26 protein-coding genes and 1 tRNA gene are annotated in these 24,019 nt (G+C 63.0%); 8 read left to right on the forward strand and 19 right to left on the reverse strand.

The annotated features are described in order from the left end of the window. Positions 1-22: 22 nt before the first annotated feature. Positions 23-676: a protein-L-isoaspartate O-methyltransferase family protein gene (locus OE747_RS02650; RefSeq protein WP_263827047.1), complete on the reverse strand. Its 654-nt coding sequence runs from the start codon at positions 674-676 to the stop codon at positions 23-25. Between the two features lie 206 nt (positions 677-882). Here OE747_RS02650 and OE747_RS02655 point away from each other — a divergent pair. From OE747_RS02655 to OE747_RS02665, 3 genes are all read left to right on the forward strand, one after another. Further along, positions 883-956, forward strand: a tRNA-Cys gene (locus tag OE747_RS02655). A 349-nt stretch (positions 957-1,305) separates the two neighbouring features. Continuing rightward, a complete protein-coding gene (locus OE747_RS02660) occupies positions 1,306-1,773 on the forward strand; it encodes a DsrE/DsrF/DrsH-like family protein (protein ID WP_263827048.1) in 468 nt (155 codons plus the stop codon). Positions 1,774-1,804: 31 nt separating this feature from the next. Further along, complete coding sequence (locus OE747_RS02665) at positions 1,805-2,029, forward strand: sulfurtransferase TusA family protein (RefSeq protein WP_245706439.1); 225 nt, start codon at positions 1,805-1,807, stop codon at positions 2,027-2,029. Positions 2,030-2,040: 11 nt separating this feature from the next. Here the strand turns inward: OE747_RS02665 and OE747_RS02670 are convergent, their stop codons facing one another. From OE747_RS02670 to dsrA, 14 genes are read right to left on the reverse strand one after another with little or no spacing between them, the layout of a single operon-like run. After that, a complete protein-coding gene (locus tag OE747_RS02670) occupies positions 2,041-3,447 on the reverse strand; it encodes a cobyrinate a,c-diamide synthase (protein WP_263827049.1) in 1,407 nt (468 codons plus the stop codon). After that, positions 3,444-4,463, reverse strand: a complete 1,020-nt coding sequence (locus OE747_RS02675) for a glycosyl transferase family protein (protein ID WP_263827050.1) — start codon at positions 4,461-4,463, stop codon at positions 3,444-3,446. The genes OE747_RS02670 and OE747_RS02675 overlap by 4 nt, the downstream gene beginning before the upstream one ends. Before the next feature lie 4 nt (positions 4,464-4,467). Further along, positions 4,468-5,673 carry an NrfD/PsrC family molybdoenzyme membrane anchor subunit gene (nrfD, locus tag OE747_RS02680; protein ID WP_263827051.1) on the reverse strand — a complete coding sequence of 402 codons (1,206 nt, stop codon included), beginning with the start codon at positions 5,671-5,673 and terminating at the stop codon, positions 4,468-4,470. A 3-nt stretch (positions 5,674-5,676) separates the two neighbouring features. Further along, a complete protein-coding gene (gene dsrO, locus OE747_RS02685; protein WP_263827052.1) occupies positions 5,677-6,417 on the reverse strand; it encodes a sulfate reduction electron transfer complex DsrMKJOP subunit DsrO in 741 nt (246 codons plus the stop codon). After that, a complete protein-coding gene (locus OE747_RS02690; RefSeq protein ID WP_263827053.1) occupies positions 6,414-6,887 on the reverse strand; it encodes a hypothetical protein in 474 nt (157 codons plus the stop codon). Before OE747_RS02690 ends, dsrO begins: the two co-directional genes overlap by 4 nt. A gap of 2 nt (positions 6,888-6,889) precedes the next feature. Beyond that, the gene (locus OE747_RS02695) at positions 6,890-8,833 is read right to left on the reverse strand and encodes an NAD(P)-binding protein (protein ID WP_263827054.1); all 1,944 of its coding nucleotides are present in this window, start codon (positions 8,831-8,833) and stop codon (positions 6,890-6,892) included. 25 nt (positions 8,834-8,858) lie between these two features. Beyond that, positions 8,859-10,385, reverse strand: coding sequence for a sulfate reduction electron transfer complex DsrMKJOP subunit DsrK (dsrK, locus tag OE747_RS02700; protein WP_263827055.1), 1,527 nt, complete (start codon positions 10,383-10,385; stop codon positions 8,859-8,861). A 3-nt stretch (positions 10,386-10,388) separates the two neighbouring features. After that, on the reverse strand, positions 10,389-11,111 hold the full coding sequence (locus tag OE747_RS02705; protein ID WP_263827056.1) for a respiratory nitrate reductase subunit gamma: 723 nt from the start codon (positions 11,109-11,111) through the stop codon (positions 10,389-10,391). Between the two features lie 60 nt (positions 11,112-11,171). Continuing rightward, on the reverse strand, positions 11,172-11,504 hold the full coding sequence (locus OE747_RS02710) for a TusE/DsrC/DsvC family sulfur relay protein (protein WP_263827057.1): 333 nt from the start codon (positions 11,502-11,504) through the stop codon (positions 11,172-11,174). A 48-nt stretch (positions 11,505-11,552) separates the two neighbouring features. Then, positions 11,553-11,861 carry a sulfurtransferase complex subunit TusB gene (gene tusB, locus OE747_RS02715; RefSeq protein WP_263827058.1) on the reverse strand — a complete coding sequence of 103 codons (309 nt, stop codon included), beginning with the start codon at positions 11,859-11,861 and terminating at the stop codon, positions 11,553-11,555. Between the two features lie 9 nt (positions 11,862-11,870). Continuing rightward, entirely contained in the window at positions 11,871-12,278 is a 408-nt protein-coding gene (gene tusC / locus OE747_RS02720; protein WP_263827059.1) for a sulfurtransferase complex subunit TusC, read from the reverse strand. 9 nt (positions 12,279-12,287) lie between these two features. Beyond that, a complete protein-coding gene (tusD, locus tag OE747_RS02725; protein ID WP_263387987.1) occupies positions 12,288-12,680 on the reverse strand; it encodes a sulfurtransferase complex subunit TusD in 393 nt (130 codons plus the stop codon). Between the two features lie 16 nt (positions 12,681-12,696). Then, on the reverse strand, positions 12,697-13,779 hold the full coding sequence (gene dsrB / locus OE747_RS02730) for a dissimilatory-type sulfite reductase subunit beta (RefSeq protein WP_263387988.1): 1,083 nt from the start codon (positions 13,777-13,779) through the stop codon (positions 12,697-12,699). Between the two features lie 24 nt (positions 13,780-13,803). Then, positions 13,804-15,099, reverse strand: a complete 1,296-nt coding sequence (gene dsrA / locus OE747_RS02735) for a dissimilatory-type sulfite reductase subunit alpha (protein WP_263827060.1) — start codon at positions 15,097-15,099, stop codon at positions 13,804-13,806. A 256-nt stretch (positions 15,100-15,355) separates the two neighbouring features. Between dsrA and OE747_RS02740 the strand changes: the two genes are divergently transcribed. Genes OE747_RS02740 through OE747_RS02755 form a run of 4 tightly spaced genes read left to right on the forward strand, consistent with a single transcriptional unit; the run spans position 15,356 to position 17,822 of the window. Further along, complete coding sequence (locus OE747_RS02740) at positions 15,356-16,288, forward strand: TauD/TfdA family dioxygenase (RefSeq protein WP_263827061.1); 933 nt, start codon at positions 15,356-15,358, stop codon at positions 16,286-16,288. Further along, complete coding sequence (locus OE747_RS02745; protein ID WP_263827062.1) at positions 16,275-16,469, forward strand: hypothetical protein; 195 nt, start codon at positions 16,275-16,277, stop codon at positions 16,467-16,469. Before OE747_RS02740 ends, OE747_RS02745 begins: the two co-directional genes overlap by 14 nt. Beyond that, on the forward strand, positions 16,466-16,669 hold the full coding sequence (locus tag OE747_RS02750; RefSeq protein WP_263827063.1) for a DUF6967 family protein: 204 nt from the start codon (positions 16,466-16,468) through the stop codon (positions 16,667-16,669). The genes OE747_RS02745 and OE747_RS02750 overlap by 4 nt, the downstream gene beginning before the upstream one ends. A 43-nt stretch (positions 16,670-16,712) precedes the next feature. Beyond that, the gene (locus OE747_RS02755; protein ID WP_263827064.1) at positions 16,713-17,822 is read left to right on the forward strand and encodes an Mrp/NBP35 family ATP-binding protein; all 1,110 of its coding nucleotides are present in this window, start codon (positions 16,713-16,715) and stop codon (positions 17,820-17,822) included. 96 nt (positions 17,823-17,918) lie between these two features. On the opposite strand, the gene OE747_RS02760 is transcribed toward OE747_RS02755, so the two are convergent. Together OE747_RS02760 and OE747_RS02765 are read right to left on the reverse strand one after the other, a co-directional pair. Further along, positions 17,919-18,188, reverse strand: a complete 270-nt coding sequence (locus OE747_RS02760; RefSeq protein ID WP_263827065.1) for a hypothetical protein — start codon at positions 18,186-18,188, stop codon at positions 17,919-17,921. A gap of 80 nt (positions 18,189-18,268) precedes the next feature. Further along, the gene (locus tag OE747_RS02765; protein ID WP_263827066.1) at positions 18,269-19,339 is read right to left on the reverse strand and encodes a YeeE/YedE family protein; all 1,071 of its coding nucleotides are present in this window, start codon (positions 19,337-19,339) and stop codon (positions 18,269-18,271) included. Between the two features lie 232 nt (positions 19,340-19,571). Between OE747_RS02765 and OE747_RS02770 the strand changes: the two genes are divergently transcribed. Next, entirely contained in the window at positions 19,572-20,972 is a 1,401-nt protein-coding gene (locus OE747_RS02770) for an amidase family protein (protein WP_263827067.1), read from the forward strand. Between the two features lie 7 nt (positions 20,973-20,979). On the opposite strand, the gene OE747_RS02775 is transcribed toward OE747_RS02770, so the two are convergent. Together OE747_RS02775 and OE747_RS02780 are read right to left on the reverse strand one after the other, a co-directional pair. Next, positions 20,980-22,773, reverse strand: a complete 1,794-nt coding sequence (locus tag OE747_RS02775) for a TRAP transporter permease (RefSeq protein WP_263827068.1) — start codon at positions 22,771-22,773, stop codon at positions 20,980-20,982. A 73-nt stretch (positions 22,774-22,846) separates the two neighbouring features. Beyond that, on the reverse strand, positions 22,847-23,785 hold the full coding sequence (locus OE747_RS02780; protein WP_263827069.1) for a TAXI family TRAP transporter solute-binding subunit: 939 nt from the start codon (positions 23,783-23,785) through the stop codon (positions 22,847-22,849). Positions 23,786-24,019 lie beyond the last annotated feature (234 nt).

A 24,019-nucleotide genomic window follows, 5' to 3' on the forward strand; every position in this document is an offset into this window, starting at 1 on the left:
ACACGTCACCTCAGGCACAGAACTAAAGTGCAAATACCGGCGCCCGTTCAAAACCGGGCAGCACCGGTGCGGTGGCATTGAAGACAAGCCGCCAGGACACCTGATTGCCTGCCTTGCGGCCCAGGCGGACCACGCCCACGGCGCCCTCGGTGAACACCGCCACAATACGACCGCCATCCTTGAGCTGGTCGAGCAGCGCCTGCGGTATGATGTCCACCCCGCCCTGGATCAGGATCACGTCATAGGGTCCATGCTCTGCCGCGCCCTCCGCCAGGGGACCGGTGTGAACAATCGCATTATCCGCGCCCGCATCCATCAGCAGCGTCTGCGCCTCCTCCGCCATGGCGCCTTCTTCTTCAACCGCAACGACCAACTCGGCCATGCGCGCCGCAACCGCCGCAGAATATCCCATCCCGGACCCGATATCGAGCACCACCTCCGTGCGCCCGATATTCGCCGCATCCAGCATCTTGGCCAGCGTGCGGGGCTCAAGCTGATACCGCCCCTCGCCGAGATCGACCATCACATCCGCATAAGCGGCTTCGCGCTGCGCATCCGGCACAAAGTTTTCCCGTGGAACCGTCAGCATCGCCTGAATGATCGGAAACTTGGTGACATCCGATGGGCGGACCTGGGTATCAACCATCATGCGGCGGCGATCGGCGAATTCGGTCATTTTGCAGCTCACTAGCAGATTACTTACCCGGCTTTTGCCACAATGGCAGGCCAGCGGCAACGTCCCATTGCCCAAAAGCCCGCGGCACCGCAGCGCGGTCCATCTGTGAATTTGACACGGATTTTGTGATTGCCATCTGGACGACGATCCGGAAAGCTGGTAGAACCCGCCCCACACCACAGCAAGTAATTGATTTTACTTGGAAAGGCGAGTTGGCGGAGTGGTGACGCAGCGGATTGCAAATCCGTGTACACCGGTTCGATTCCGGTACTCGCCTCCACACAATATCAACGACTTAGACGCTGCCACTCGGACACATCCGTTTCTCGCTTTAGCAGTTACTGGTAGTCAGTTGTACCCATGTCCAGTATGCCGGAACAACACGGCATCCGCCCAGTAGCGAGTCTTGCCCGAAGACAGAGTGACGACGGCCCGAATGCGCCTGCGTTTGGCAGAGCTTTCTGGGCAGGGGTCCGAGCCATAGAAGCCTACAGTTTGTACCGAGCGGAAAACCCCTCCGCTTGCACTAAAATATATACATTCAGCTATCTGAATGATACTCTGTGTCTGGCAGCGGGATTAGGGAGGATCGCATGCTCGACACACAAAACCTGGACAATGCGAAGAGCATGTCAATCATCGTTACCAAGGGATCGCTGGACTGGGCCTATCCTCCGTTCATCCTGGGCACGACCGCAGCGGCGATGGATGTCGAGGTCACCATGTTCTTTACTTTCTACGGCCTGACCCTGCTGAAAAAGGATCTTAACCTGAAGTTCACCACTCTGGGCAACCCGGCGATGGAAATGCCGATGATGGGAATGCACATGCCGATGCCGAACATGATGGGCATGGTGCCCGGTGTGGGGGCTGCGGCCGGCAAGATGATGAAGAACCTGATCAAGAAGAAAGGCGTCGCCTCGATCGAGGAACTGCGCGAGGCAGCGATCGAATCCGAGGTCAAGATGATCGGCTGCCAGATGACGCTCGACCTGTTCGAGTATGACCGCAAGGACATGATCGACGAAATGGAGATCGGCGGCGCGGCGACCTACATGGAAAAGGCCCTTCGCTCGGACATCAACCTGTTCATCTGACAAGACTGCACTTCAAATGGGAGGAAATCATTTGGCAGACCAGACACTTAACGCCGAGGGGCTGAACTGCCCCCTGCCGATCATCAAGGCAAAGAAGGCCCTGAAAGGCATGAGCGCCGGACAGATCCTGGAAGTGCGCGCGACCGATCCGGGATCGGTTGCCGATTTTGCGGCCTTCTGCAAGCAGACCGGCAACGAGCTGATGAGTTCCAGCAGCGAAGGCGACATCTATCGCTTCGAGATCAAGCGCGCCTGAGCGCTTCGTAATCAGGCCGAGCCCCGCGCCCATGGCGCGGGGTTTTGCGTCTGGCGGCAGGCTTCGACGAAGCCGAGAAACCGGCTGACCCAAGGGGCGGCGGACGCGTTGCGCAGGTGGATGAATCCGGCCGTCGTGTTCGCCTTGACCAGCCCGTCATGGGCGCCATCAATGCCCCGCCCGCGCAAGACATGCCGCGCGAATGGGGCGGGCCCCAGGTTTTCCAGACTGGCATAATGAAACTCGTGTGCCTTCGTTTCTCCCTCACCCGCCGACCACAACGCATTGCGCGTGGCGGAGAACCGCACATATCCCCTGCCCTGCGGGCGCGCTTGCATGACGGCGTCGACGTCAAAGAACCCTACCATTGGCCTGCTTTCACCTTGCCAGTTGATGGACCGGCACAGGTACATCAGCCCGCCGCATTCCGCATAAGCGGGCAAGCCACGCTCCAGTGCCGATCTGACCGCGTTGCGCATCGAGACATTCGCCGAAAGCCCGGACATCTGCGTTTCCGGGAAACCACCGCCAAGGAAGAGACCATCGACATCCGGCAACTGGGCATCGCGCAGCATGTCGATGGCCACAAGCGTGGCCCCCTCTGCCTCGAACGCCTCAAGATCATCGGGATAGTAGAAACCAAACGCCGCATCGCGCGCGATCCCGATGCGCAGCCCCGGACCGGCGCGGCTATGTGTTTTGGGTCCGCTCTCCGGGACCGACAGCTCCCGGGCCTCTCCAGCACATGCACAGATCCGGTTCAGATCGACCGAGCTGGCCACGATCCGCGCGGCGCTTTCCAGGAATGCCTCTACGCCCGGGCATTCCGCTGGGGTTGTCAGGCCCAGATGACGTTCCGAGATATCCAGTTCCGGCGTTTCCCGGATCGCCCCCAGCACGTCCAGATCGGTATAGTCCTCGATGGCCTGCCGCAACTTGCGCTCATGCCGGGTGCCGCCGGTCCGGTTCAGGATGACACCGGCGATTTGCAGGTCAGGATCGAAATGGACATAACCCTGCAACAAGGGGGCGATGCCCCGGGTCATTCCCCGTGCGTCTATGACCAGCACGACCGGCGCCCCCAGCAGATGCGCGAGCGCCGCGTTGCAGTCCTGCCCCCCCGGGTCCAGCCCGTCGAACAGCCCCTTGTTGGCCTCGATCAGCCCCAGGTCGCTGCCCGCCGATTTCCGGGCGAAGAGCCGCAGGATCTCGGCCCGGGACATGGTGTTGAAATCAAGGTTGTAGGCCGCGCGCCCCGCCGCGCGCGACAGCCACATCGGGTCGATATAGTCGGGCCCCTTCTTGAACACCGAAACCGTCTGGCCACGCAGCGACAACGCCGCAGCCAGCCCCGAGGACACAACCGACTTGCCCGACGACTTGTGTGCCGCCGAGATCATGAGGCGGGGCACACTCATCGCCGCACCCCCAGGAATGCCCGGTCCCGGGCCTGCCACATCCGGGTGGCGGCGTCTTCGGCCTCGGCCATCGACCCGGCTCGGCCCATAGTGCGCAACGCCACCGCCAGCGTGCCGGTGATCGACGCCTCGGCATAAGCGTCCGTCTCCTCGCCGCGCCAGACGGCCAACAGGCGCTCCGGCTCCATTTGCGCGTCAGCGGGCTGATGCGCATCGTCCAAGAGCGCGGGCCAGGTTTCGACACTCGGTTCGTCCGCCCCATGCGTGGTCCAGACCTGCGTCGGCTTGTTCGGCCGCCGCTCGATCTCGCCCCCCTCGCCCCGGAACACCGCCGCATTCGGCTGGCCCAGAACCCGGGCCGCGCCCGAATGAATATCCATGAAACCGCGATGGAAAATCCCCTGCATCATCACCGGCGCGTTGAACGGGTTGATCATCCGGGCAAAGGAATGCACCGGCGAGCGCAGCCCGAAGACCGGGCGCAGTTCGATCAGGTGGCGCAGGACGGGGCTCATCACCTCAAGCGGGATATAGGTGAAGCCGCGCGTCTCGACCTGGGTCGCGGCCTCGCTCAGGCTGGAGGCCACCGGCATGCCCAGCAACTCGATCACCCCGCGCGTATAGACCCGGCCGGGTGTATGCCCCTCGGTTCCGTGCATCACCACGCGGGTGCCCTGACTGACCAGCGTCATGACCGACAGCACGAACCACGGCAACTGGATGCGCTTGCCCGCGTAAGAGGACCAGTCGAGATCGATCCGGGGAATACTGTCCGGCAGGTCCAGCCGCTCGCGCGCCGCCTTGGCAAAACCGGCGATTTCCTCGGGCGCTTCTTCCTTCAGCCGCAACAGCATCAGAAACGCCCCGATCTGCTCGGGCAAGACCTGCTGATCCAGGATCATCCGCATGGCATCCAGCGCCTCGTCATAGGTCAGATGCCGTTGCTTGGTCTTGCCCCGGCCCAGAATGGCGACGAACCGGGAAAACGGATGTGGCGTCATCGGGTCCAGCAACATGGCATCAACCCTTGGTTACCGGGTTGCTATCGGACAGGTTCGAGGGCAGGACCCGCAGAACCTTGGCCCCCACCCCCGTTGCGACCAGCGCAAATGCCACGCCCCCCAGACCTAACAGGATTTCTGGCAGGCTGGGTGTGTAAGCCGCGATCGCGCCATCGAAGAAGTCCGACGACACCGAATATCCGGGAAACAATTCCATTGGATAGACCTGTCCGCCGATGACGATGACATAGATCTGCGCAAGCCCCCCCAGGATCACCAGCGCCGACACCAGTGTCGGCATGACCGGACGGCTCGCCTTGCCCGCATAGATCATCGCCAGCGGCACCAGCCCGCCCAGCAGCACCTGAACGCCCCAGAACAGCGTGGTATAAACCCCGCCATCCATCAGGATGAAGCGCTCGAACCCCTTGTGCTCCATCGCGTAAAGATTGGTCAGGTGCTGCACCGCCGTGAAATACAGAACCGCTGCGACAAAGAGGCCAAGCAACCGGATCATGCCACTCACACGTTCGGGTCCAAGAGCGCGCCCGCTGAGCGCGCACAGCGCCTGAAGCACCAGAACATAGACCGCCAGCCCCAGCGCAAAGGACATGGCGATGAACAGGGGCGCCATGATCGCCGCGTCATATCCCGGCCGCGCCACCAGCCAGCCAAAGATCGACCCGGTGCCGGTCGTCAGCGCCAGCCGCCAGACAAAGGCAAGAACGCCCGCCGGCTTGGTCCATTTCGGGTGCACGGTCCGGTCCATCTGAACCCAGAGATAGACCGCCACCACAGCGATGAACCCCGAATAAAGCAGGATATTCCAGGTAAAGATCGAGCTGAAATTGAAATGCGTGAGCTGCACCAACAGCCGGTCCGGTCGCCCAAGATCCAGCACCAGAACCAGCAATCCCCCCGCCAGAAGCGAGATCGCCAGAATGCCGGAAAGCCGCGACAAGGGCTTGTAGGCCACCTTGTCGAACACACTCGCCATCGACGCCACGTTCAGCGCCCCCGAGGCGGCTACGATCAGGAAAATGGCAAAGACATGCGGCATCCCCCAGACCACCTGATTGGTCATGCCGGTCACCACATGCCCGTGATGCTCGACATAGAGAAACGACGCCAGCCCCGCGACCAGAAAGGCCGCCAGCAACAGGCCCGCGCCCCACAGGGCGCCTGTGGCGGGAACCTCTCTGTAAAGCGTCCGATCAATCGCCATGGCTCAGATCTCCCTGTACCGCACGCCCGGATTCAGATCGAGATCAGGGCGCAGGGCAACCGAGGGGTATTCGGCCAGGCGCCGCGATATCTCGCTTTCGGGGTCGAGCAGATCGCCGAATACCATGGCGCCGTGACCGGTGGCCTCGCAGGCCTCGACACAGGCGGGAATGCGCCCTTCATCGACGCGGTGCACGCACAGGGTGCAGCTTTCCACTGTTCCGATCCCGCGCGGGGCGTGGGTCTTCTGGTTGGTGACATGTTCATGCACGAACGAGCGCGCCTTGAACGGGCAGGCCATCATGCAATAGCGGCAGCCGATACAGATATGCTTGTCGACCAGCACGATGCCGTCCTTGCGCTTGAACGAGGCGCCGGTCGGGCAGACATCGACGCAGGGCGGGCTTTCGCAATGCTGGCACATCACCGGCAGGCTGGTTTCCCGGCCGCTGCTCTTGTCCTTGAGCGTGACCTTGCGGATCCATTGCACATCGGTCTCGGCATTGCCGCTGCCCTTCCAGCCGTTCTCGTCCTGGCACGCGGTGATGCAGGCATTACAATCGGGCGCGCATTTCGACGCGTCGATCAACAGACCCCAGCGTTTGCCGGCATCGGCAGCAGCCTGCGCCTCGCTGCCGCCAAAGGCCATCAGGGTCACGCCGGGGGCAAGCTGCATCGTGGCCAGGGCCGCACCACTGCGCAGGAAATCCCGACGCGAGACATCTTTCTTGGCACCGCAGCTCATTGCCCCACCTCCCACGCCCCGAGATAGGCCACCAGCGCGCCCACATCCGCCCCAAGTGATGGGGATAGAACTCCGCCCAATGCCGCATGAGCCGGTGGTTCCTCGACCCCTTCGGGCGTCGAGCGATGACAGTCAAAGCAATCGACCCTGACCGCCACAAAATCGTGGCAAGACCGGCAGAAATGCCGTGCGTCCGCATAGGTCACCGGCGTGCCGGTCTCGTCCTTGGCCGCATGGCACTCGAAACACCCGCCGAGCGAGGCGTTCTGATCCCGCTTACCCTCGTACATGGTCACGTCGCGATCATGCCGCATCATGCTCATATGCCAGCGTCGCATGTAATCATTGCCTTCGGGATGCGCCTTGCCCGTCGCCTCGGGGATCACCGGGCCAAGACCGCCCTGCCCCTCGGCCCAGACCGCCGAGGCCAGCATCGCGATCAACCCGGCAATCAGCAGCGACGCGCGCATTCTCACTCTCCAAGCCCCATCTTGATATAGCCAGTGGGGCAGACATCGGCGCAGATGTGGCAGCCGATACAGCGGGTATAGTCGGTGTCGACATAGCGCCCGACGGTCCGGTCGGATTTCTTGACCCGGAACACCGCGTCCTGCGGGCAGTAGATCACGCAATTGTCGCACTCAAAGCACATGCCGCAGGACATGCAGCGCTCGCCCTCCTTCTGCGCCTGCGCCTCGGTCAGACCGACGATGCGCTCTTCGAAGTTACCCAGCACCGCATCGGCGGCAATGTGGATCTCTTCGCGATGCTCGCGCCCGACATATTTGAAATGCCCCTTGAACAGCTCGGTATGCGGGATGATCTGCGAGCTGGACCGGTCCTCGTAATTGTGGATCGCATAAGAGGCCGAGTTGGTGCCGCGCGCGGCCAGGTGGTCATAAGGCGACGGATCCTTGCCGCGCTGATGCAGTTCCGCCATCAGGTTGAAGTGATGCACATCCACCTTTGGCCTTCGCGCAATCTCGCCATCGTCGAGGAAATCGGTGATCGCATCGGCCGCGATGCGGCCCTGCCCGATGGCGGTGGTCAGCAGATGCGGCCGCACGATGTCGCCACCGGCAAAATGCTTGTCCCGCCCCTTGACCTGATAGCCCCCGGCGATGTCGATGAACCCGCGCCCGTTATCCAGCGCCTCGACCCCGCTCAGGTCTCCCATCTGGCCAATGGCCGCGATGATGATATCGGCCTCCAGTTCGAACTCGGTGCCTTCGACCGGTTCGGGCACATTGCCCTTCATCCGGCATTCGCACATGCGCAGGCCCACGGCCTTGCCGTCCTTCAGGATCACTTCCAGCGGCATCACACCGCCCTTGATCTCGATCCCTTCCCGCTTGGCATCCTCGCGTTCGCGTTCGGCGGCGGTCATCTTCTCGACCGGAAACAGAGAGGTCAGCGTCGCCTGCATCCCCTCGCGCGTCAGCGACGAGGCGACATCATGGCTGGTGAAGTCAATGAGCGCGCCATCATTGCGCTCGGGCAGGTAATCGGCGGTGATATGGCCCAGACGCCGCGCGACCGAGGCCACGTCGATCGAGGTATCGCCGCCGCCGACCACCACCACCCGCCGTGCGGTGCCCAGAACGTAACCCTGGTTGAACGCGTCCAGAAACTCGATCCCGTTGATGCAGTTCTCGGTCCCCTCCCAGCCGGGGATCGGCAGTGGGCGGCCCGATTGCGCCCCCATCGCCCAAAAGATCGCGTCATAAGACGCCTCCAACTCCTCCATCGCGATATCCGTGCCGACACGAGTGCCCAGCCGCACTTCGACGCCCAGATCAAGGATACGGTTGATCTCGGTGTCCAGCATGTCGCGCGGCGTCCGGTAACCCGGAATGCCATAACGCATCATGCCGCCCAGCTTATCATTGGCCTCGAACAACGTCACCGCATGCCCGTCGAGCCGCAGGAAATAGGCCGCCGACAACCCCGCTGGCCCGCCGCCGATCACCGCGACGGATTTGCCAGTATCCGCCCCGGGTGCCACGTGCTTGACCCCGTTGGCATTGGCCCAGTCGCCCACATATTGCTCGACCGCGTTGATCCCGACAAAATCGTCCACCTCGTTGCGGTTGCACCCTGCCTCGCAAGGCGCCGGACAGACCCGCCCCATGGTCGCCGGAAACGGGTTGGCGGCCGCCATGCGGTGAAAGGCGTATTCCTGCCATTCCATGCCCTCGACCGGCGGCTTGTCCATGCCACGCGCAATGGCCAGCCAGCCGCGAATTTCGTGTCCCGACGGGCAGGATCCCTGGCAGGGCGGCGTCTTGTGCACATAGGTCGGGCATTTGTACGAGCGGTCGGCGTTGAAGATCTTCTCCTCAAGATCCCAGTCCGACGGGGTCTCGCCTTCCTCAAACCGGCGGAAGGTCAGTGCCTGTTCTTCATGGTCCTTCATCTTGTCCTCCTCCGGTTCTCTCGTCTCAGGCGTCCTCCGCCTCATCCTCGTCCTCGCCGTCCTGACCCGTCAGGATGATCGCGTTCGACACCAGCTGGTGGACCGACAGGATCGCGTCCATCTCGTATCCGTATTTCGGCATGACCTTTCCGAACTGCGTCTTGCAGATGGCGCATATCGCCGCCATGTGGGTCACCCCGTGTTCCTCGGTCACGTTTTGCAGCGCCTTCATGCGCGGCGCCGATCCCTTGATCCGCAGGTCCATGAGATCGTCGGTCAAGAGCCCGCCCCCGCCGCCACAGCAGAGCGTGGCCTCGCGGATCGTGTCGGGCTCCATGTCGAAGAAATTGTTGCAAACCGCGCGGATCACATTGCGCGGGATCTCGAACTGGCCGCCGGGATAGTCGCCCATGCCGCTCGCGCGGGCGACGTTGCAACTGTCGTGATAGGTCAGCCGGATATGGTCGTTCCGGCTGGGATCGAGGTTCAGGGTGCCCTTCTGTATCTCGTCCCAGGTGAATTCCAGGATGTGCTGCGGCACCGGATAGGATTGGTCCAGAAAATCCCACGGCCCCGCCAGCGTGTTCAGGAACGAATAGGCCACCCGCCAGGCATGGCCGCATTCGCCGAATATGATCCGCTTGACGCCCAGATCCTGCGCCGCCTTGCGGATACGCAGGCTGATCTCGCGCATGTTCTCATACGACCCGATGAACAGGCCGAAATTGGCGGCCTCGGAGGCATAGGAACTCAGCGTCCAGCTGACGCCCGCCTCGTGGAACACCTTGGCATAACCGATCAGCCCTTCGATATGCGGCTCGGCAAAGAAATCGGCCGAGGGGGTGACCAGCAGGATATCGGCCCCCTTTTCATCCAGCGGCAGGCGCACCGAGACACCGGTATCGTCCTCGATATCCTCTTCCAGATCCTCCAGCGTCGCCCTCAGCGCCTTGGGGTTCAGGCCCAGGTTATTGCCGATGTCCTTGACCTTGCCGATGATCTCGTTGGAATACTTCTGCCCCACCCCCACACTGTCGAGGATTTCGCGCGCCGCCATGGTGATCTCGGCCGTGTCGATCCCATAAGGGCAGAATACCGAGCAGCGGCGGCATTCCGAGCATTGATGATAATAGGAATACCACTCGTTCAGCACATCCTCGGTCAGGTCGCGCGCGCCCACCAGCCAGGGAAAATGCTTGCCCGCAAAGGTGAAATAGCGCCGGTAAACCGAGCGCAGCAGATCCTGCCGCGCAACCGGCATGTTCTTGGGGTCGCCGGTGCCCAGAAAATAATGGCACTTGTCGGTGCAGGCTCCGCATTTGACGCAGATATCCAGATAGACCTGAAAGGCGCGGTTCTTCTCGGCCAGCTCCTGCATCTTGGCCAGCGCCTTGTCCTTCCAGTCCGGCACCAGCGCGCCGGGAAAGCCTAGCTTCGCCTGATGCTCGGCCTGCGCGACAAAGGGTTTCGTCCCCTCCATCGCACCCCGTTTCAGACAGGGAATATCCAACGGAAAGGCAAGCTCTGGAACCTGGGTATCGCCGTCGGCCATGGCTCAATTCTCCATCTTGGCGGCCCAGGGCGCGACATGGCGCACCTCGCGCGGGTTGTCGACCTGGTTGCGGCTGGGGCTGAAAAAGACGCCCGGCGCATGCAGGAGCTTCGAGATCGGGAACACGATCATCAGCACGATCACCAACCCCAGATGCACGAGCAGGGTCGGGTCCGCCGGCAGGTCGCCCACCCGGAACCGCATCAGCCCCAGCATATACGCCTTCACGGCCACGATATCGGTATGGGCAACAAAGCGCGTCATCGCACCCGAGGCGCCGATGCCCATCAGCAGCGCCAGCATCAGATGATCCGACGGGTTCGAGATATAGCGGATGCGCTCGACCAGGATGCGCCGCGCCCAAAGCCCGGCCAGACCGGCCAGCATGGCAAAACCGGCATAAGTGCCAAAGGGTTGCACGATCTCGACCCAGCCCCAGACCGGTTGCGTGAAATACCGCAGGTGCCGCGCCAGAACCAGCCACAAGGCCATGTGGAACACCCAGCCAAAGAGCCAGATCCACTTGTTCGACTTGTAGAGGCTCTCAAAGAACACAACCTCGCGGAACACCCGCAGGACGACGCCGCCGCGCGTTTTCGGCGCGGGGGTTGTCGGTATCTTGAGCGGGGCGGGAACGCGCGCATAGATCCTGATCTTGCGCACCACACCGATCAGCAGGATCAGTGTCGCGACATAGAACAGGATGGCATAGACGGTTCCCAGCACGCGGGTTGCTCCTCGCTTTGCCCCTGAACAGGGTCAGGGGTCGGTGTTACCCTGTTCGTCTCAGACGCAGCCGGTGGGCTTGGGCAGACCCGCGATCTTGCAGGCCTGTTTCGCTGGGCCATAGGGGAACAGCTCGTACATGTACTTGTTGTTGCCCTTATCCGGACCCATCGACTTCTTGATCGCCTTGATCAGCACCCGCACCGCCGGGGCGATCTGGTACTCGTCGTAATATTCCCGCAGGAAATTCACGACTTCCCAATGCTCGTCGGTCATGTCGATGTTCTCGGTCTTGGCGATTTCATCGGCCAGTTCCTTGGACCAGTCGCTGAGCGTGGTGATATAGCCCTCTTCATCATGTTCGATGGTGTGGCCGTTGACCTGGTAAGACATGGTTCTTTCCTCTTCCCTATGCGTGCCCGGAACCGCCGGGCAAATCTTTCAAAGCCAGGACTGCGTCCGGTCATGTTCCGTGACGAGATCGACAAACCCGTCGTATCCGACACATTTCGCCCCCGAGACCAGCTTGCCCGCGTCGATGCCGCGCGCCTTCAGGTCGCCGTCGAGCACGTACAGCGCGACCTCCCCCATCCGCGACTTGACCTGATCCGCCATCGCGGACCCGTCGAGCGCGCCATAGACCGCATCCTCGATCAGCAGAACGGCATCGCCCGGCAGGCAATGGCCCAGGCAACTGGAGAGCGTCGCGTTGCCAAAGGGTGACTTGTTCACGGTGTGCAATGTCGACATGTCTGCCCCCTAGAAACTCAGCACGACATCCTGATCGGCCATGATCTCTGCCATCTCGGCCCGGCTGACGACCCGGATCGAAGGTTTCTCCTCCCAGTCGTCATCCTCGTCCTCATAGGTGATCTCTTGCAGATCGCCCTCGGTGAGGCCGCGCTCGTCCAGCGACTCGCGCTCGACGTACAGCTTGGTCACCTCGTAATCGCCCAGCGCCCGGAAGGTGGGAGAGAAGTTCTTCACCCCGATCGCGTCGGTGTTCTGACCGCGGGTAAGCTGGAACACCCCGTCATCGAGAAAGGCCAGCGACACGTCCTGTTCAAAGGCCGCGCCGATCAGCACCACCTCGAGGCTTTCCAGCGCATAGATGGTGCCATAGGGCGGCTTGCGGTTCACGTAGAGGAATTTCTTGATATCCGACATCGCCTTGCCTCAATCCCCGAACGTTACCAGCCGGTCGGTCTGGATCCCCATCTCGATCAACTGCCCCAGACCCGAGATCCGGAACCCCTCTGCGATGTTGTGGGCATCCTTGCCCTGCCGCTTGGCCTCGTTCTCGTCCAACAGCCCCCGCCGCTGCGCCGCCGCGATACAGACCACAAGGTCGATCTCGTGCTCCTGGGCCAGCGCCGTCCACTGTTTCTGGATATGGCGCTCGTCCTGCGGCGGCACCGACAACCGGGTCGAGACATTGACCCCGTCATGGTAGAAGAACACGCGCGGCACCTCGTGCCCCTTGTCCAGCGCCGCCTTCACGAACTGATAGGCGGTATCGGCGGCCTGATGGGTATAGGGCCCTTCGCTGACGACTACTCCGATCTTCACGTCCGAACCTCTCGCGTCAGAAATGCAGATGCGCGGACATGTTCATCGTCTTGCGCGCGCCGGTCCACGTGTCCAGATGGTGCTTGGTGAAGGCCAGTTCGGTCATCTCGAAGAACCGTTTCCAGCCGATCCGGTCGATCCACTCTCCCATCCGCTCCCAGTGCTTCGCGTCGTGCTTGTAGGCCTCGACGATCCGACGCACGACCTCCTTGACCTCTGGCCAGTGCGGCGCGTTGTTGGGCAGGTTGGCAACCGCCAGCTTGTGGAACGTGGGCTTGGAGCGGGCGTTGGAATGCTTGCCGCCGACCCAGACCGCGATCTTGGTCGAATCCGCGCCATTGATCTGCATCGGCGGGCACGGCGGATAGCAGGCGCCGCAGCAGACGCATTTCTTCTCGTCCACCTCCAGCGAAGGCTTGCCGTTGACCATCGCCGGGCGAATGGCCGCAACCGGGCAGCGGGCCACCACGGCGGGACGCTCGCAGACGTTGGCGACCAGATCGTGGTTGATCTTGGGCGGCTTGGTGTATTGGACGTTGACCGCGATATCCCCCTGCCCGCCACAGTTGATCTGACAGCAACTGGTGGTGATCCGCAGGCGGTTGGGCATCTTTTCCTGCACGAATTCCTTGTGCAGCATGTCCATCAGCCCCTTGACCACGCCCGAGGCATCGGTGCCGGGAATGTCGCAATGCAGCCAACCCTGGGTATGGCTGACCATCGAGACCGAGGCGCCGGTGCCGCCGACCGGGAAACCGGCCTGATCCAGCGCGGCGATCAGCGGGGCGACCTTGCCCTCGTCGGCCACCATGAATTCGATGTTCGACCGCGTGGTGAACCGGACATGGCCATCGGCATAGGCATCGCCGATGTCACAGAGCTTGCGGATGGTGAACACATCCATCTGGCGCTGGGTTCCGGCGCGCACGGTATAGATCACGTCCCCCGATTTCGCGACATGGCGCAGCACGCCGGGGCGCGGCCGTTCGTGCCAGTCCCAGTTGCCATAATTGGCCTTCATCACCGGGTGCATGTACTGGAACGGGTCCGGAACGCCAACTTCGTCCGGGACGCGGGGGGTCTTTGCTTGGGTCGTCATGTCTCTCTCCCTCCTGGCCTGGACTTACTCGGCCGCCGTGCTGCCCGCCTTCTCGGCTGCCATCCGGTCGAACCATTTCGCGGCTTCCTCGTCGAAATCATCGGTGCGCACGTAACAAGAGGTGCGCGGATGATTGACCATGTTCGGATCGGGCTCGATATCCAGCGCCTCCAGGAAAGCCGGCAGGCCGATCCGGTCGATGGTCTCGCCGATCCGCTCATGTTCCAGCGCGTTGTCGGCAAAGAACTCGACAACGTTCTGGGCGAACTCTTCGAGCTTTTCGAAATCCTCGTCGGTTTCCAGCTTCATGAAGGGCACCACCATGATCCCCATCAGGTCACCGATCTTCAGCGCCCGCTTGCCCCCGATCATGATCGAGATCCCGCGATCGTCGCCGGGGCTGAGCGCCTTGGTCATCACGTTGATGCAATGCATGCAGCGCACGCAGGACCGGTTGTCGATCTCCAGCGTGTCGTCATCGTTCAGCGAAATGGCCCGCGTCGGACACATCGAGACAACGGTGTCGATGGTGTACTTGCGCCCCTTCTCCTTGACGTGTTCCTTGACCTTCTCCTGGTCGATCTTGATGTCGTCGCGCCAGGTGCCGATCACCGCAAAATCGGCCCGGTGAATGGCGTTGACGCAATCGTTGGCACAGCCCGAGAACTTGAACTTGAACTTATAGGGCAGCGCCGGGCGATGCATCTCGTCCAACAGCGAGTTGATGATGGTGCGATGGGCGCGCACCTCGTCAAAGCAGGACTGTTCGCAGCGCGCATGGCCGACACAGGACATTGCCGTGCGCAACGCGGGCCCCGCCCCGCCAAGGTCGAACCCGATCTCGTTCAACTCGTCGAACGCTTTCTGGGTGTTCTCGGTGGTGCAGCCCTGGAACATGATGTCCCCCGACTGGCCATGAAACGCGATCAGGCCCGATCCGTGCCGCTCCCAGATATCGCAGAGCTTGCGCAGGATATCGGTGGAATAGTGGAAACCGGCGGGTGGCATCACGCGCAGAGTGTGAAATTCTTTTGATTCCGGGAACTTGCTGGCGACTTCGGAAAACCGCGGGATGATCCCGCCGCCATAACCAAAGACGGATACCGTGCCGCCCTTCCAGTATCCCATACGGTTCTCGTAGGAATGATTGAGCTGACCCAGAAGGTCGTTCATGATCTTCTTGTTGCCCTCGGACCCTTCGTCGCGCAGCCGCTTGATGCCGGTGACGAAACTCGGCCAGGGGCCATCCTCGAGCTCATCCAGCAATGGGGTCGGGTGGATCTTGCGATCCTCGTTGATTGCGTCCTTGTCGTCTTTCATGGCGCTCTCCCTGTCTTCGCCTTGAACCGAACTTGCCGGCGCTACCGCCCTCTCTGGCCAGGTGCCCTATCCGGCAGGGATCTTTGCAGCCAGTTTGGCGTTTCATGTTGAAACATCATTACATAATAATTTACGAATATGGAATGATACGCAAGAAGTACTACGCATCGGCGCACGATTATTGCGGTGCAGCATTTTACGCCGCGTCGCCGCATCACGCGGATGAGGCCAGAAAGTCGGGAACACGCAAAAGCTTATGGAAAGCCTGACAAACACGATAAGGGATTTTGCCTGGACGGACCTGACGTCGAATGACCGCTGGCAGGACTGGCGCGCGGCCAAGATTCGCGCATCCCAGGCGCTGGCAAGCGCCGAACCTGTCGCCCTCTCCTGCCTTGACCGGCCCGATCCGGCGGCCCTGTCCGAAATCCTGTCGCGGTGCAGCATGCAGAACTTCGCGCTATACGACGCCCGCCAGACCGCCCCGGACCTTGAAACCGTCAGCCGCGCCTTGCTGACCTTTGCCGAGGGGCTGGGCCTGACCGCCACCGAGAATCACCGCTCGGCCGGGCACGCCCAGGTCGTCGCGCTACGCACCTCCTCGGACGAGGGCAAGAAGGGCTATATCCCCTATACCCCGCGCCCGATGAACTGGCACACCGACGGTTACTACAACCCGGCGCACAGCCCGGTAAAAGGTTTCATCCTGCATTGCTTTCAACAGGCCGCGTCGGGTGGCGAAAACCACCTGCTCGACCCCGAGATCGCCTATCTGCGCCTGCGCGACGAAAACCCCGACTATGTCCGCGCCCTGATGCACCAGGCGGCGATGACCATCCCCGAGAACCGCGAAAACGACGGCAGCCTGCGACCGGCCTCGACCGGGCCGGTGTTCTTTGCCGACGAGGCCACCGGCCGGTTGCAGATGCGCTATACCGCGCGCACCCGCTCCATCGCCTGGCGTGACGATCCGGTAACCCGCGATGCCGCCGGCTGGCTGCGCGACTGGCTCATCCGTGGCGACCCGCTGGGGCGCCGCATCAGGTTGCAACCCGGTCAGGGTATCGTCTGCAACAATGCCCTGCATGACAGGACCGGTTTCACAGATGGCGAAGGCGCCCAGGCCCGCATTGTCCTTCGCATCCGCTTTCATCAGAGAGTACGGGAGGATTTTCTTGGCGCAGCTTAGCGATCTGATCATCGGCCACCCCGAGGTGGCCTCGTTCAAGGAACTGGTCGAGCTGGTGGAACATGCCGGGACATCCGGCCAGATGTTCCTCGAATTCGACGTCAAGCCCGACTACCGCGATACGCCGCGCAACTGGCAATGGGTCTTAGAGGCCGCCTTTACCCGGGGGGCCGAGACGTGACCGACAAGATCACCGATATCGCGCAGTTCGACCTGCCCTATCGCCGCAAGGCCACCATCCGGCTGGTCGAGTTCGAGGGCGGCATGAAAATGGTCCGCCTTGTCCTGCGCGAGGGCACGCGGATCACCCAGATCGATCTCGACGCAGACAGCGCCACCCAATTGAGCAGAACCCTCGCGGACACGGCGGCGCAACTGTGACCGGACAGCGCCGCAACCCGACAGACCCAAAGGCACGGACCCAATGAAAAAGATCATACTTGCAAGACTGTCGCTGATCACGCCCCCCGGCAGCCGCACGGATCTGCTCACCTCGGGTATGGTCCTGCCCGATCAGGTCATGGTCGAGGGCGGCAAGGTCGTCATTCCGGTCAATGTCCCACCCGATTTTCCCGGCGATCTGGCCCAGGTCCAGACCCTCATCGAAGAGCGGCTGCAAAGCCTGGACGGTATCGACAACCTGTTGGTGGTACTGACAGCCGAACGCGCGGCCGCGTCCCAACCAACGGCCCCCGAACCGCCAAAGCTGAAAAAACGCCCGACCGAGGCGCCCGGTCGCGACATGCGCCCGCATTCGGCGGCGGTTCCGGGGATTAAGAACATCATCGCCGTCGCCTCGGGCAAAGGCGGGGTCGGTAAATCGACCACCGCCGCAAACCTGGCGCTGGCGCTGCGGTCGCTGGGCCTGCGCGTCGGGCTGCTCGACGCCGATATCTACGGCCCGTCGATGCCCCGCCTTCTGGCCATCACCGAACGCCCCCGGATCGAGAACGACGTGGTCTACCCGGTCGAACAATACGGGATCAAGGTCATGTCCATGGGCTTTCTCATGCAGGAGGAAAGCCCGGTGATCTGGCGCGGTCCCATGGTGGTGACCGCCCTGATGCAGATGACGCGCGAGGTGAACTGGGGCGAACTGGATGTTCTGGTGCTCGACATGCCGCCCGGCACCGGCGACGCGCAGCTCACCATGGCGCAACAGGTGCCGTTGCAGGGCGCCGTGATCGTCTCGACCCCGCAGGACCTGGCCCTGATCGACGCCCGCAAGGGGCTGAAGATGTTCAAGCAGGTGGATGTCCCCATCCTTGGCATCGTCGAGAACATGTCGACCTTCATCTGCCCCCATTGCGGCAAGTCCTCGGACATTTTCGGCCATGGCGGCGCCGAGGAGGACGCCCGCCGGCTGGGTGTGCCCTTCCTCGGTGCGATCCCGCTGCACATGACCATCCGCGAGATGTCGGATGCGGGCACGCCCGTTGTGATCTCGGAACCCGACGGGGTGCACGCCCGGCATTACCGCGACATCGCGCTCCGGGTCGCGACCCGGCTGTTCCCCGAGGAGGACGAGGATTGACCTCTATCGACGCGGTTTCTTGCGGTCGCGCTCGCAAGCTTAGCCGGTCATTGTGAGTCGCGCGGCTCAGGCCCTGCACAGTCGCGAGAGGAGAGTTCACGCAGAGCGCATATCGTTGTCTTGGGCGCAGGGCTGGGCTGGGTCATCATGGCCTTCGAGGCCCGCGAACACCTTGGCTCCAGTCACCAGATCACGGCCATCAACAAGGGCGAGAAGTTCCATTTTGTCCCCTCCAACCCTTGGGTTGCCGTAGGATGGTGGGACCGCGAGCAGATCGAGGTCGAGCTGACCACCGGTGAAAGCGTCAGCTATGACCACCTTGTCATTGCAACCGGCCTCGAGGGCTACACCCAATCCGTCTGCCATGTCGACCACGTAATCCGGGCCAAGGCCGGATCACACGCGACCCCGACTGAACCGGGGCCGCACGATACATCAGACGCCTGTCAGGCGATGGCCTCCATCGTCTTTACCCCGGCGATCCCGCCCAGCACGATAAAGACAAAGGTGATCACCGAACCGACCGCCAGCGTCGATACGCCGGTCAGCGCCTGCCCCACGGTGCAGCCCAGCGCCAGCACGCCGCCGATGCCCATCAGCGCCGCACCCAGCATGTTACGGATCGAATCCGCCTGATCGGCAAAGGTGGTCAGATGCAGCCGCCCCATCGACAGTGCCCCGGCCAGACCGCCAATCAGCGCGCCCGCCACCGTGACGATCCCGAAGCCCGGCGCGCCCAGCGCGGTATAGCGCATCAGGTAGTCGATCGTGTCGCCCACCGGCCGCACATAGCTGAGCGAGATCACCGACGGGTTGTCCGCAAACTCGTCATAGGTCAGCCCGGTCAGCGCCCATCCCAGCACCACGCACAGGCCAATGCCGACACCGGCCACCAGATTGCGCGGCGAGGTGCGGAAACTGGCGCTGGCAAAGCAGAAGGCCAACAGCCCCAGAACCACCACCAGCATCGTGACGGTCGTCGCGGTTTCGACCGACATGCCGGACAGGCCCGACAGAACCGCGCCCAGGCTCTGGTCTTCGATCCCCGCCTCGGCCAGATCCACCGACATCGGGTCGAAGATCGCCACCCGCAGCGGCCCAAGCAGCCCGCCGATGGTCATGTATCCAAAGATACCGGTGATCAGCAGCACCACGATAGACCGCAGGTCCCCGCCCCCGGCCCGAACCAGGTTGCGGCTGATGCATCCGCCCGAAAACACCATGCCAAAGCCAAAGATCAGCCCGCCGGCAACATTGGCCCCCCAGCCCAGTGTCGGCACCTGGTACATCGACAGCGTCATGTCCGCCATCCCCGCGCCTTCGATCAGCCAGACCCCGAACACCGCGACCGCAATGGCCAACAGCCATGCGCGAAACCGGTTCCAGTCCCCGAATGACAGGATGTCGGAAATCGACCCCATGGTGCAGAAGTTCGTACGATAGACGATAAAGCCAAAGGCGATACCGATCAGCAACCCGCCCCAGGCGATGTAGAAGTCGGCCGACTCCACCGCCATTTCTTTCCAGATTTCCACCATTGCGCCCTCTCTCCTCCCAAAGAGACTGCCACCGCAGGGAAGCCCCCGAGATAACAACACATAAAGATGGTAGAATGTTTCTATGTTATCTGTCCAGTTTTGTGGGCTTGACCCGGCTTGCCCCTGTCCCGTTGGCAAATGCCGCTATGCGGTGCAGAGTGCCGGAATAGGCCCGCCATCCGGCCCGGACCCCGATCAGAAAAGAGAGACCATGCAACACCCCTGGGAAATGACCGCCAGCGAAATCGCCGCCTTGGTGCGCGCGCGCAAACTCAGCGCGGTCGAGGTTGCCGAAGCGCATCTGCGCCGCCTTGAACGGGTGAACCCCAAAATCAACGCGGTGGTGCAGGAATTCCCCGAGGAAGCGCTGGCCGCCGCAGGGCAGGTCGATACCGCCATCGCCCGGGGCGAAGACCCCGGCCCCCTCTGCGGCGTGCCGGTCACCGTCAAGGTCAACGTAGACCAGAAAGGCCATGCCACCACCAACGGGCTGAAACTCCAGGAAAACCTGATCGCCGAGCATGACAGCCCGGTTGTCGCCAATATCCGCAAGGCGGGCGGGGTCATCCTTGGCCGCACCAACACGCCCGCCTTTTCGCTGCGCTGGTTTACAAAGAACGACTTGCACGGCCAGACGCTGAACCCCCGAAACCGCGAAATCACCCCGGGTGGCTCTTCCGGCGGCGCCTCGGCGGCGGTGGCGGCGGGTCTTTGCGCCGTAGGCCACGGCACCGATATCGCGGGGTCCATCCGCTACCCGGCCTATGCCTGCGGCCTGCACGGGTTGCGCCCCACGCTGGGCCGCATACCCGCCTATAACGCCAGCGCGGCTGACCGGTTCATCGGCGCGCAGATCATGGCCGTCTCCGGCCCCATCACCCGCAGCATCGCGGATCTGGGCCTGTCCCTGGCCGCCATGGCCGCCCCGGACCTGCGCGACCCATGGTATGCGCCCGTTCCCGCAAGCCCGCGCGACTTTCCCAAACGCGCGGCGCTTTGCGTTTCGCCCGATGGCATGCCCGTCTCCGAGGCGGTGCAAAAGACGCTGCTCAAGGCCGCGGAAATCCTGAAGGCCGCAGGATGGACCGTGGCCGAGGTCGACTGCCCGCCGATCCGGCAGGCCGCCGAGCTGAATGCCCAACTTTGGATGGCGGATACCCTCTTCGGCGCGGCGGAGATGATCGGGAAAGAGGCCGAGCCCGACTCGCAATTCGTCTTCCGGCAGATGCTCAAGGACACCGGAAAGGTCGATTTCGAAACCCTGATGAAAGCCCTGCAATCCCGCGCCACGCTGGTCCGCGAATGGGAGCTGTTCCTGGCCGACTACCCGGTCCTGATCTGCCCCGTATCGGGCGAACTGCCCTTCGCCCAGCAACTGGATGTCAGCTCCGAAGACGCCTTCGCCTGCGTTCTCGAAGCGCAACTGACACAGCGCGGCCTGCCCGTGATGGGCCTGCCCGCCCTCTCGGTCGCGATGGGCGAGATCGACGGGATCCCGACCGGGGTGCAGCTTGTCGGGCCGAAATACCGCGAGGATATCCTGCTCGCCGCTGGTGCGGATATCGAGGCGGCAGGCGACCGCCCGGCGGTCGCCACCCCCGACTGGGACTAAGGCCCACTCAGATCAGCGCGGGGCCAAACAGCAGAACCGCCGCGACCCCCGACAGGAGAACCCGGACGATCAGGCCAAACCGCCCGATCAGCGCAAAGGACAGCGCCGTCAGCGCCACGGCTAGCACCGCAAAGGCGGTGATCGCGCCCACCGGGTCCTCGGACACCCGGATGACAGCGGGCCAGGTCACCATGCCCACCGGGATCAGGTAGAGACCAACACCCAGCGCCATCGCGGTCAGGGCCACCTTGATCCAGTTCTCCTCGGCCATACCGGCGGCGATGAACACCGCGCCGCAGACCGGTGGCGTGATCGTCGACAAGAGCGCGAACCAGAACACAAAAAGATGCGCCTGCAACGGCTCCAAGCCCAGCTTCATCAGCGCCGGACCGGCAACAGACACACAGATCACATAAGCGGCGGTTGTCGGCACCTCCATGCCCAGCACCAGACAGGCCACCGCCGTCAGCAGCAGCGACGCCCAGAGCGCCCCGCCCGCCCCTTCCAGAATGACCGACGTGATCTTGACCCCCAGCCCGGTTGACCCCAGCACCCCGATGATGATCGAGGCGCAAAAGATGATCGCCGCGATCATCGAAACCTGCCGCGCGGCGGTCAGCAGCGCCTCGGACACCCGCGCCGCGATCTTCGGTGGATCGACCCGCAGGTCTCCATCCACCAGCAGCAACAGCGCCCCGGCCAGAATGGCAAGGCAGGCGGCATATTGCGGCGTATAGCCCGCCACGAACATGCCCAGCATGAGAACCGTAAAGGGGACGAGGAAAAAGACCGAGGTCACCACCACATCGCGCGTGCGCGGCCGGTCCTCGGGCGCCAGGCCCTTCAGCTCGTACCGGGTCGCATAGGCGTTGATGCCGACCCACACCGCCCAGAAATACAAGAGCGCGGGCAACAGCGCCGCCGCCATGATCTGGGTATAGGGGACACCGGTCAGCTCGACCATGACAAAGGCCCCCGCCCCCATCAGCGGCGGCATGATCTGCCCGCCGGAACTGGCCACCGCCTCGACTCCGGCGGCAAGCCGCCTTGGGTATCCCAGGCGCCGCATCGCAGGCAGGGTGATCGCCCCGGTCGAGGCCACATTGGCGCTGGCCGAACCCGAGATCGACCCGAACAGTGCCGAGGACAGGACCGAGACCTTGGCCGCGCCGCCCTTCAGCCGCCCGGCGGCGGCGGCGGCCACATTCATGAACCCCTGCCCCGCCTCGCCCGCATTCAGCACCGCGCCAAAGATCACGAAGATCGAGACAACGCCGACCGAGACCGCCGTCAGACTGCCCCAGATCCCGGCCTCGGCAATCGTCATCGACCCCAGGAACGAGCGCAGCGGCACCCCGGAATGACCGAACTCGCCCGGAATGAGATGTCCGAAAAATGCATAAAGCAGCGCCGCCGTGGCCACCATCGGCAAGGGCCAGCCGATGGCGCGCCGCGCCGCCTCGATCACCACCGCCAGCAGCGCAAAACCAATCGCGACCTGAAACCGGTTTTCCAGAAACCCGTACTGGTCGCCCAGCACATCGGCATTCCACGCCACCCAGAGCGCCGCCGCAACGCCCACCGCGCACAGCACCGCACCGGAAACGGCCCGCCCACGACCGGACACGCCGTACAGAAACACCCACGGCAGGATCAGCGCGAGGTGCAGCGGGCGGCTCACCAGATTGGGCACCAGCCCGGAAAAGATCAGGCCGATGTGAAACACAACCAGCACCAGAGCCAGCGCCAGCCAGATCCACCGCCGCCATGACGCCGCCGAAGTGTGCACCGTTCCCTCCATGCCCCGTCCTTTCCCGGAAAAAGGAACCGGGCCAAAACTGGCCCGGCCCCGGTATGCTGCAACTGTCAGAGTCTTACATCTGGTCGGCGGTCAAGGCGACACCCGCCTCCTGATAATACCGCACCGCGCCGGGATGCAGTTTGCCGGTGATGTTCCCCATCATCGCGGCATCGACACCACCCCACCAGGCCGCGCTTTCGGCCATCGCGGCCTTGCTCTCCCAAAAGGTCTTGGTCAGCTGATAGGCGGTCTCGTCCTCCATCTTGGTGGTCGTATAGGCGACCACCGGCAACGAGGTGGTGGTGATATCCTGATCCTGCCCGGCATAGGTGCCCGCCGGGATCACCAGCCGGGTGCGCTTGGTCTCGGCAATCTGCTCGTCATTGAGCGACAGCACCGTCACCCCGGCCGAGGCCGCCGCCTCCACCACGTTCGGCGCGGGCCAGGACCCGGCTGTCACGAACCCGTCGATCTGGCCGTTCTTCAGCGCGGCCACCGCATTCGACAGTTCCGCGTCGGCAATATTGACCTTGCCCTCCAGACCAAACAGCTTGAGGTACTTCTCCCCCTCGGTGGCGCCAAAGCTGCCCTTGCCCAAGAGGATCGTCTTGCCTTCCAGATCAGCAAGACCAGTGGCACCGCTGTCAGCCGACATCACGAAATGCATGGTCAGCGAGGGGATCGGGAACAGCGCCCGGATCTCGTCAAAGGCCGGATCGCCCTTGCCCTCGAACATCGCCTTGCCGCCCTGCGCCAGCCCGACCAGAACCGGCGGCGTGGTGAACACATAGTCGCCGCCGCGCGCCCGTACCTCCATCACGTTCTGGACCGAGCCCTGCCCCTCTTCGACCGTGACGATGATATCACCGCCCGATCCCGCCTTCATCGCCTCGGCGATCTGCACCCCCATCTGGTAATAGGACGTGCCCGCCTTGGCCGATTTATAGGTGACCCGGGTCTCGGCCGCTGCGGGAACGGCCAACATCGCCCCAACCGCAAATGCGCCGATCATTGCCCTGAAATTCAATACCATCCTAAATCCTCCCTTTGATTTCGGTTGATAAAGCACTCTGCCCGATCTCAGGTCAATGGGGACCGACAAGGCGTTCCGCGCCCTGCCTTTCGGCTCAGTGCTGCTTGGCAAAGGCCAGTTCTCAATCTCCCAAACACCCGTCCCACCCCGCCATTACGGCCAAACGGTGATTTCCGGCGCGATTTCTGCTAGGCTGGCATGACGATCCTCGCT

Origin of the sequence: Ruegeria aquimaris (assembly GCF_025751555.1) — a bacterium.
Classification (GTDB): domain Bacteria; phylum Pseudomonadota; class Alphaproteobacteria; order Rhodobacterales; family Rhodobacteraceae; genus Ruegeria_B; species Ruegeria_B aquimaris.

Bases quoted from the DNA above. Each gene is read 5' to 3' on its own strand.
- OE747_RS02760 (WP_263827065.1), bottom strand. From the start codon at position 18,188: ATGGCAGACGGATTGGGTGTAGCCCTCGAGGCCGGTTGCAATGACAAG.
- OE747_RS02765 (WP_263827066.1), bottom strand. From the start codon at position 19,339: ATGGCGGTGGAGTCGGCCGACTTCTACATCGCCTGGGGCGGGTTGCTG.
- OE747_RS02660 (WP_263827048.1), top strand. From the start codon at position 1,306: ATGTCAATCATCGTTACCAAGGGATCGCTGGACTGGGCCTATCCTCCG.
- dsrB (WP_263387988.1), bottom strand. From the start codon at position 13,779: ATGACGACCCAAGCAAAGACCCCCCGCGTCCCGGACGAAGTTGGCGTT.
- tusC (WP_263827059.1), bottom strand. From the start codon at position 12,278: ATGTCGGATATCAAGAAATTCCTCTACGTGAACCGCAAGCCGCCCTAT.
- OE747_RS02740 (WP_263827061.1), top strand. From the start codon at position 15,356: ATGGAAAGCCTGACAAACACGATAAGGGATTTTGCCTGGACGGACCTG.
- nrfD (WP_263827051.1), bottom strand. From the start codon at position 5,673: ATGGCGATTGATCGGACGCTTTACAGAGAGGTTCCCGCCACAGGCGCC.
- OE747_RS02695 (WP_263827054.1), bottom strand. From the start codon at position 8,833: ATGAAGGACCATGAAGAACAGGCACTGACCTTCCGCCGGTTTGAGGAA.
- OE747_RS02770 (WP_263827067.1), top strand. From the start codon at position 19,572: ATGCAACACCCCTGGGAAATGACCGCCAGCGAAATCGCCGCCTTGGTG.
- dsrO (WP_263827052.1), bottom strand. From the start codon at position 6,417: ATGAGCTGCGGTGCCAAGAAAGATGTCTCGCGTCGGGATTTCCTGCGC.
- OE747_RS02755 (WP_263827064.1), top strand. From the start codon at position 16,713: ATGAAAAAGATCATACTTGCAAGACTGTCGCTGATCACGCCCCCCGGC.
- OE747_RS02690 (WP_263827053.1), bottom strand. From the start codon at position 6,887: ATGCGCGCGTCGCTGCTGATTGCCGGGTTGATCGCGATGCTGGCCTCG.
- OE747_RS02775 (WP_263827068.1), bottom strand. From the start codon at position 22,773: ATGGAGGGAACGGTGCACACTTCGGCGGCGTCATGGCGGCGGTGGATC.
- tusB (WP_263827058.1), bottom strand. From the start codon at position 11,861: ATGTCGACATTGCACACCGTGAACAAGTCACCCTTTGGCAACGCGACG.
- OE747_RS02675 (WP_263827050.1), bottom strand. From the start codon at position 4,463: ATGTTGCTGGACCCGATGACGCCACATCCGTTTTCCCGGTTCGTCGCC.
- dsrA (WP_263827060.1), bottom strand. From the start codon at position 15,099: ATGAAAGACGACAAGGACGCAATCAACGAGGATCGCAAGATCCACCCG.
- OE747_RS02650 (WP_263827047.1), bottom strand. From the start codon at position 676: ATGACCGAATTCGCCGATCGCCGCCGCATGATGGTTGATACCCAGGTC.
- OE747_RS02710 (WP_263827057.1), bottom strand. From the start codon at position 11,504: ATGTCTTACCAGGTCAACGGCCACACCATCGAACATGATGAAGAGGGC.
- dsrK (WP_263827055.1), bottom strand. From the start codon at position 10,385: ATGGCCGACGGCGATACCCAGGTTCCAGAGCTTGCCTTTCCGTTGGAT.
- OE747_RS02780 (WP_263827069.1), bottom strand. From the start codon at position 23,785: ATGATCGGCGCATTTGCGGTTGGGGCGATGTTGGCCGTTCCCGCAGCG.
- OE747_RS02670 (WP_263827049.1), bottom strand. From the start codon at position 3,447: ATGAGTGTGCCCCGCCTCATGATCTCGGCGGCACACAAGTCGTCGGGC.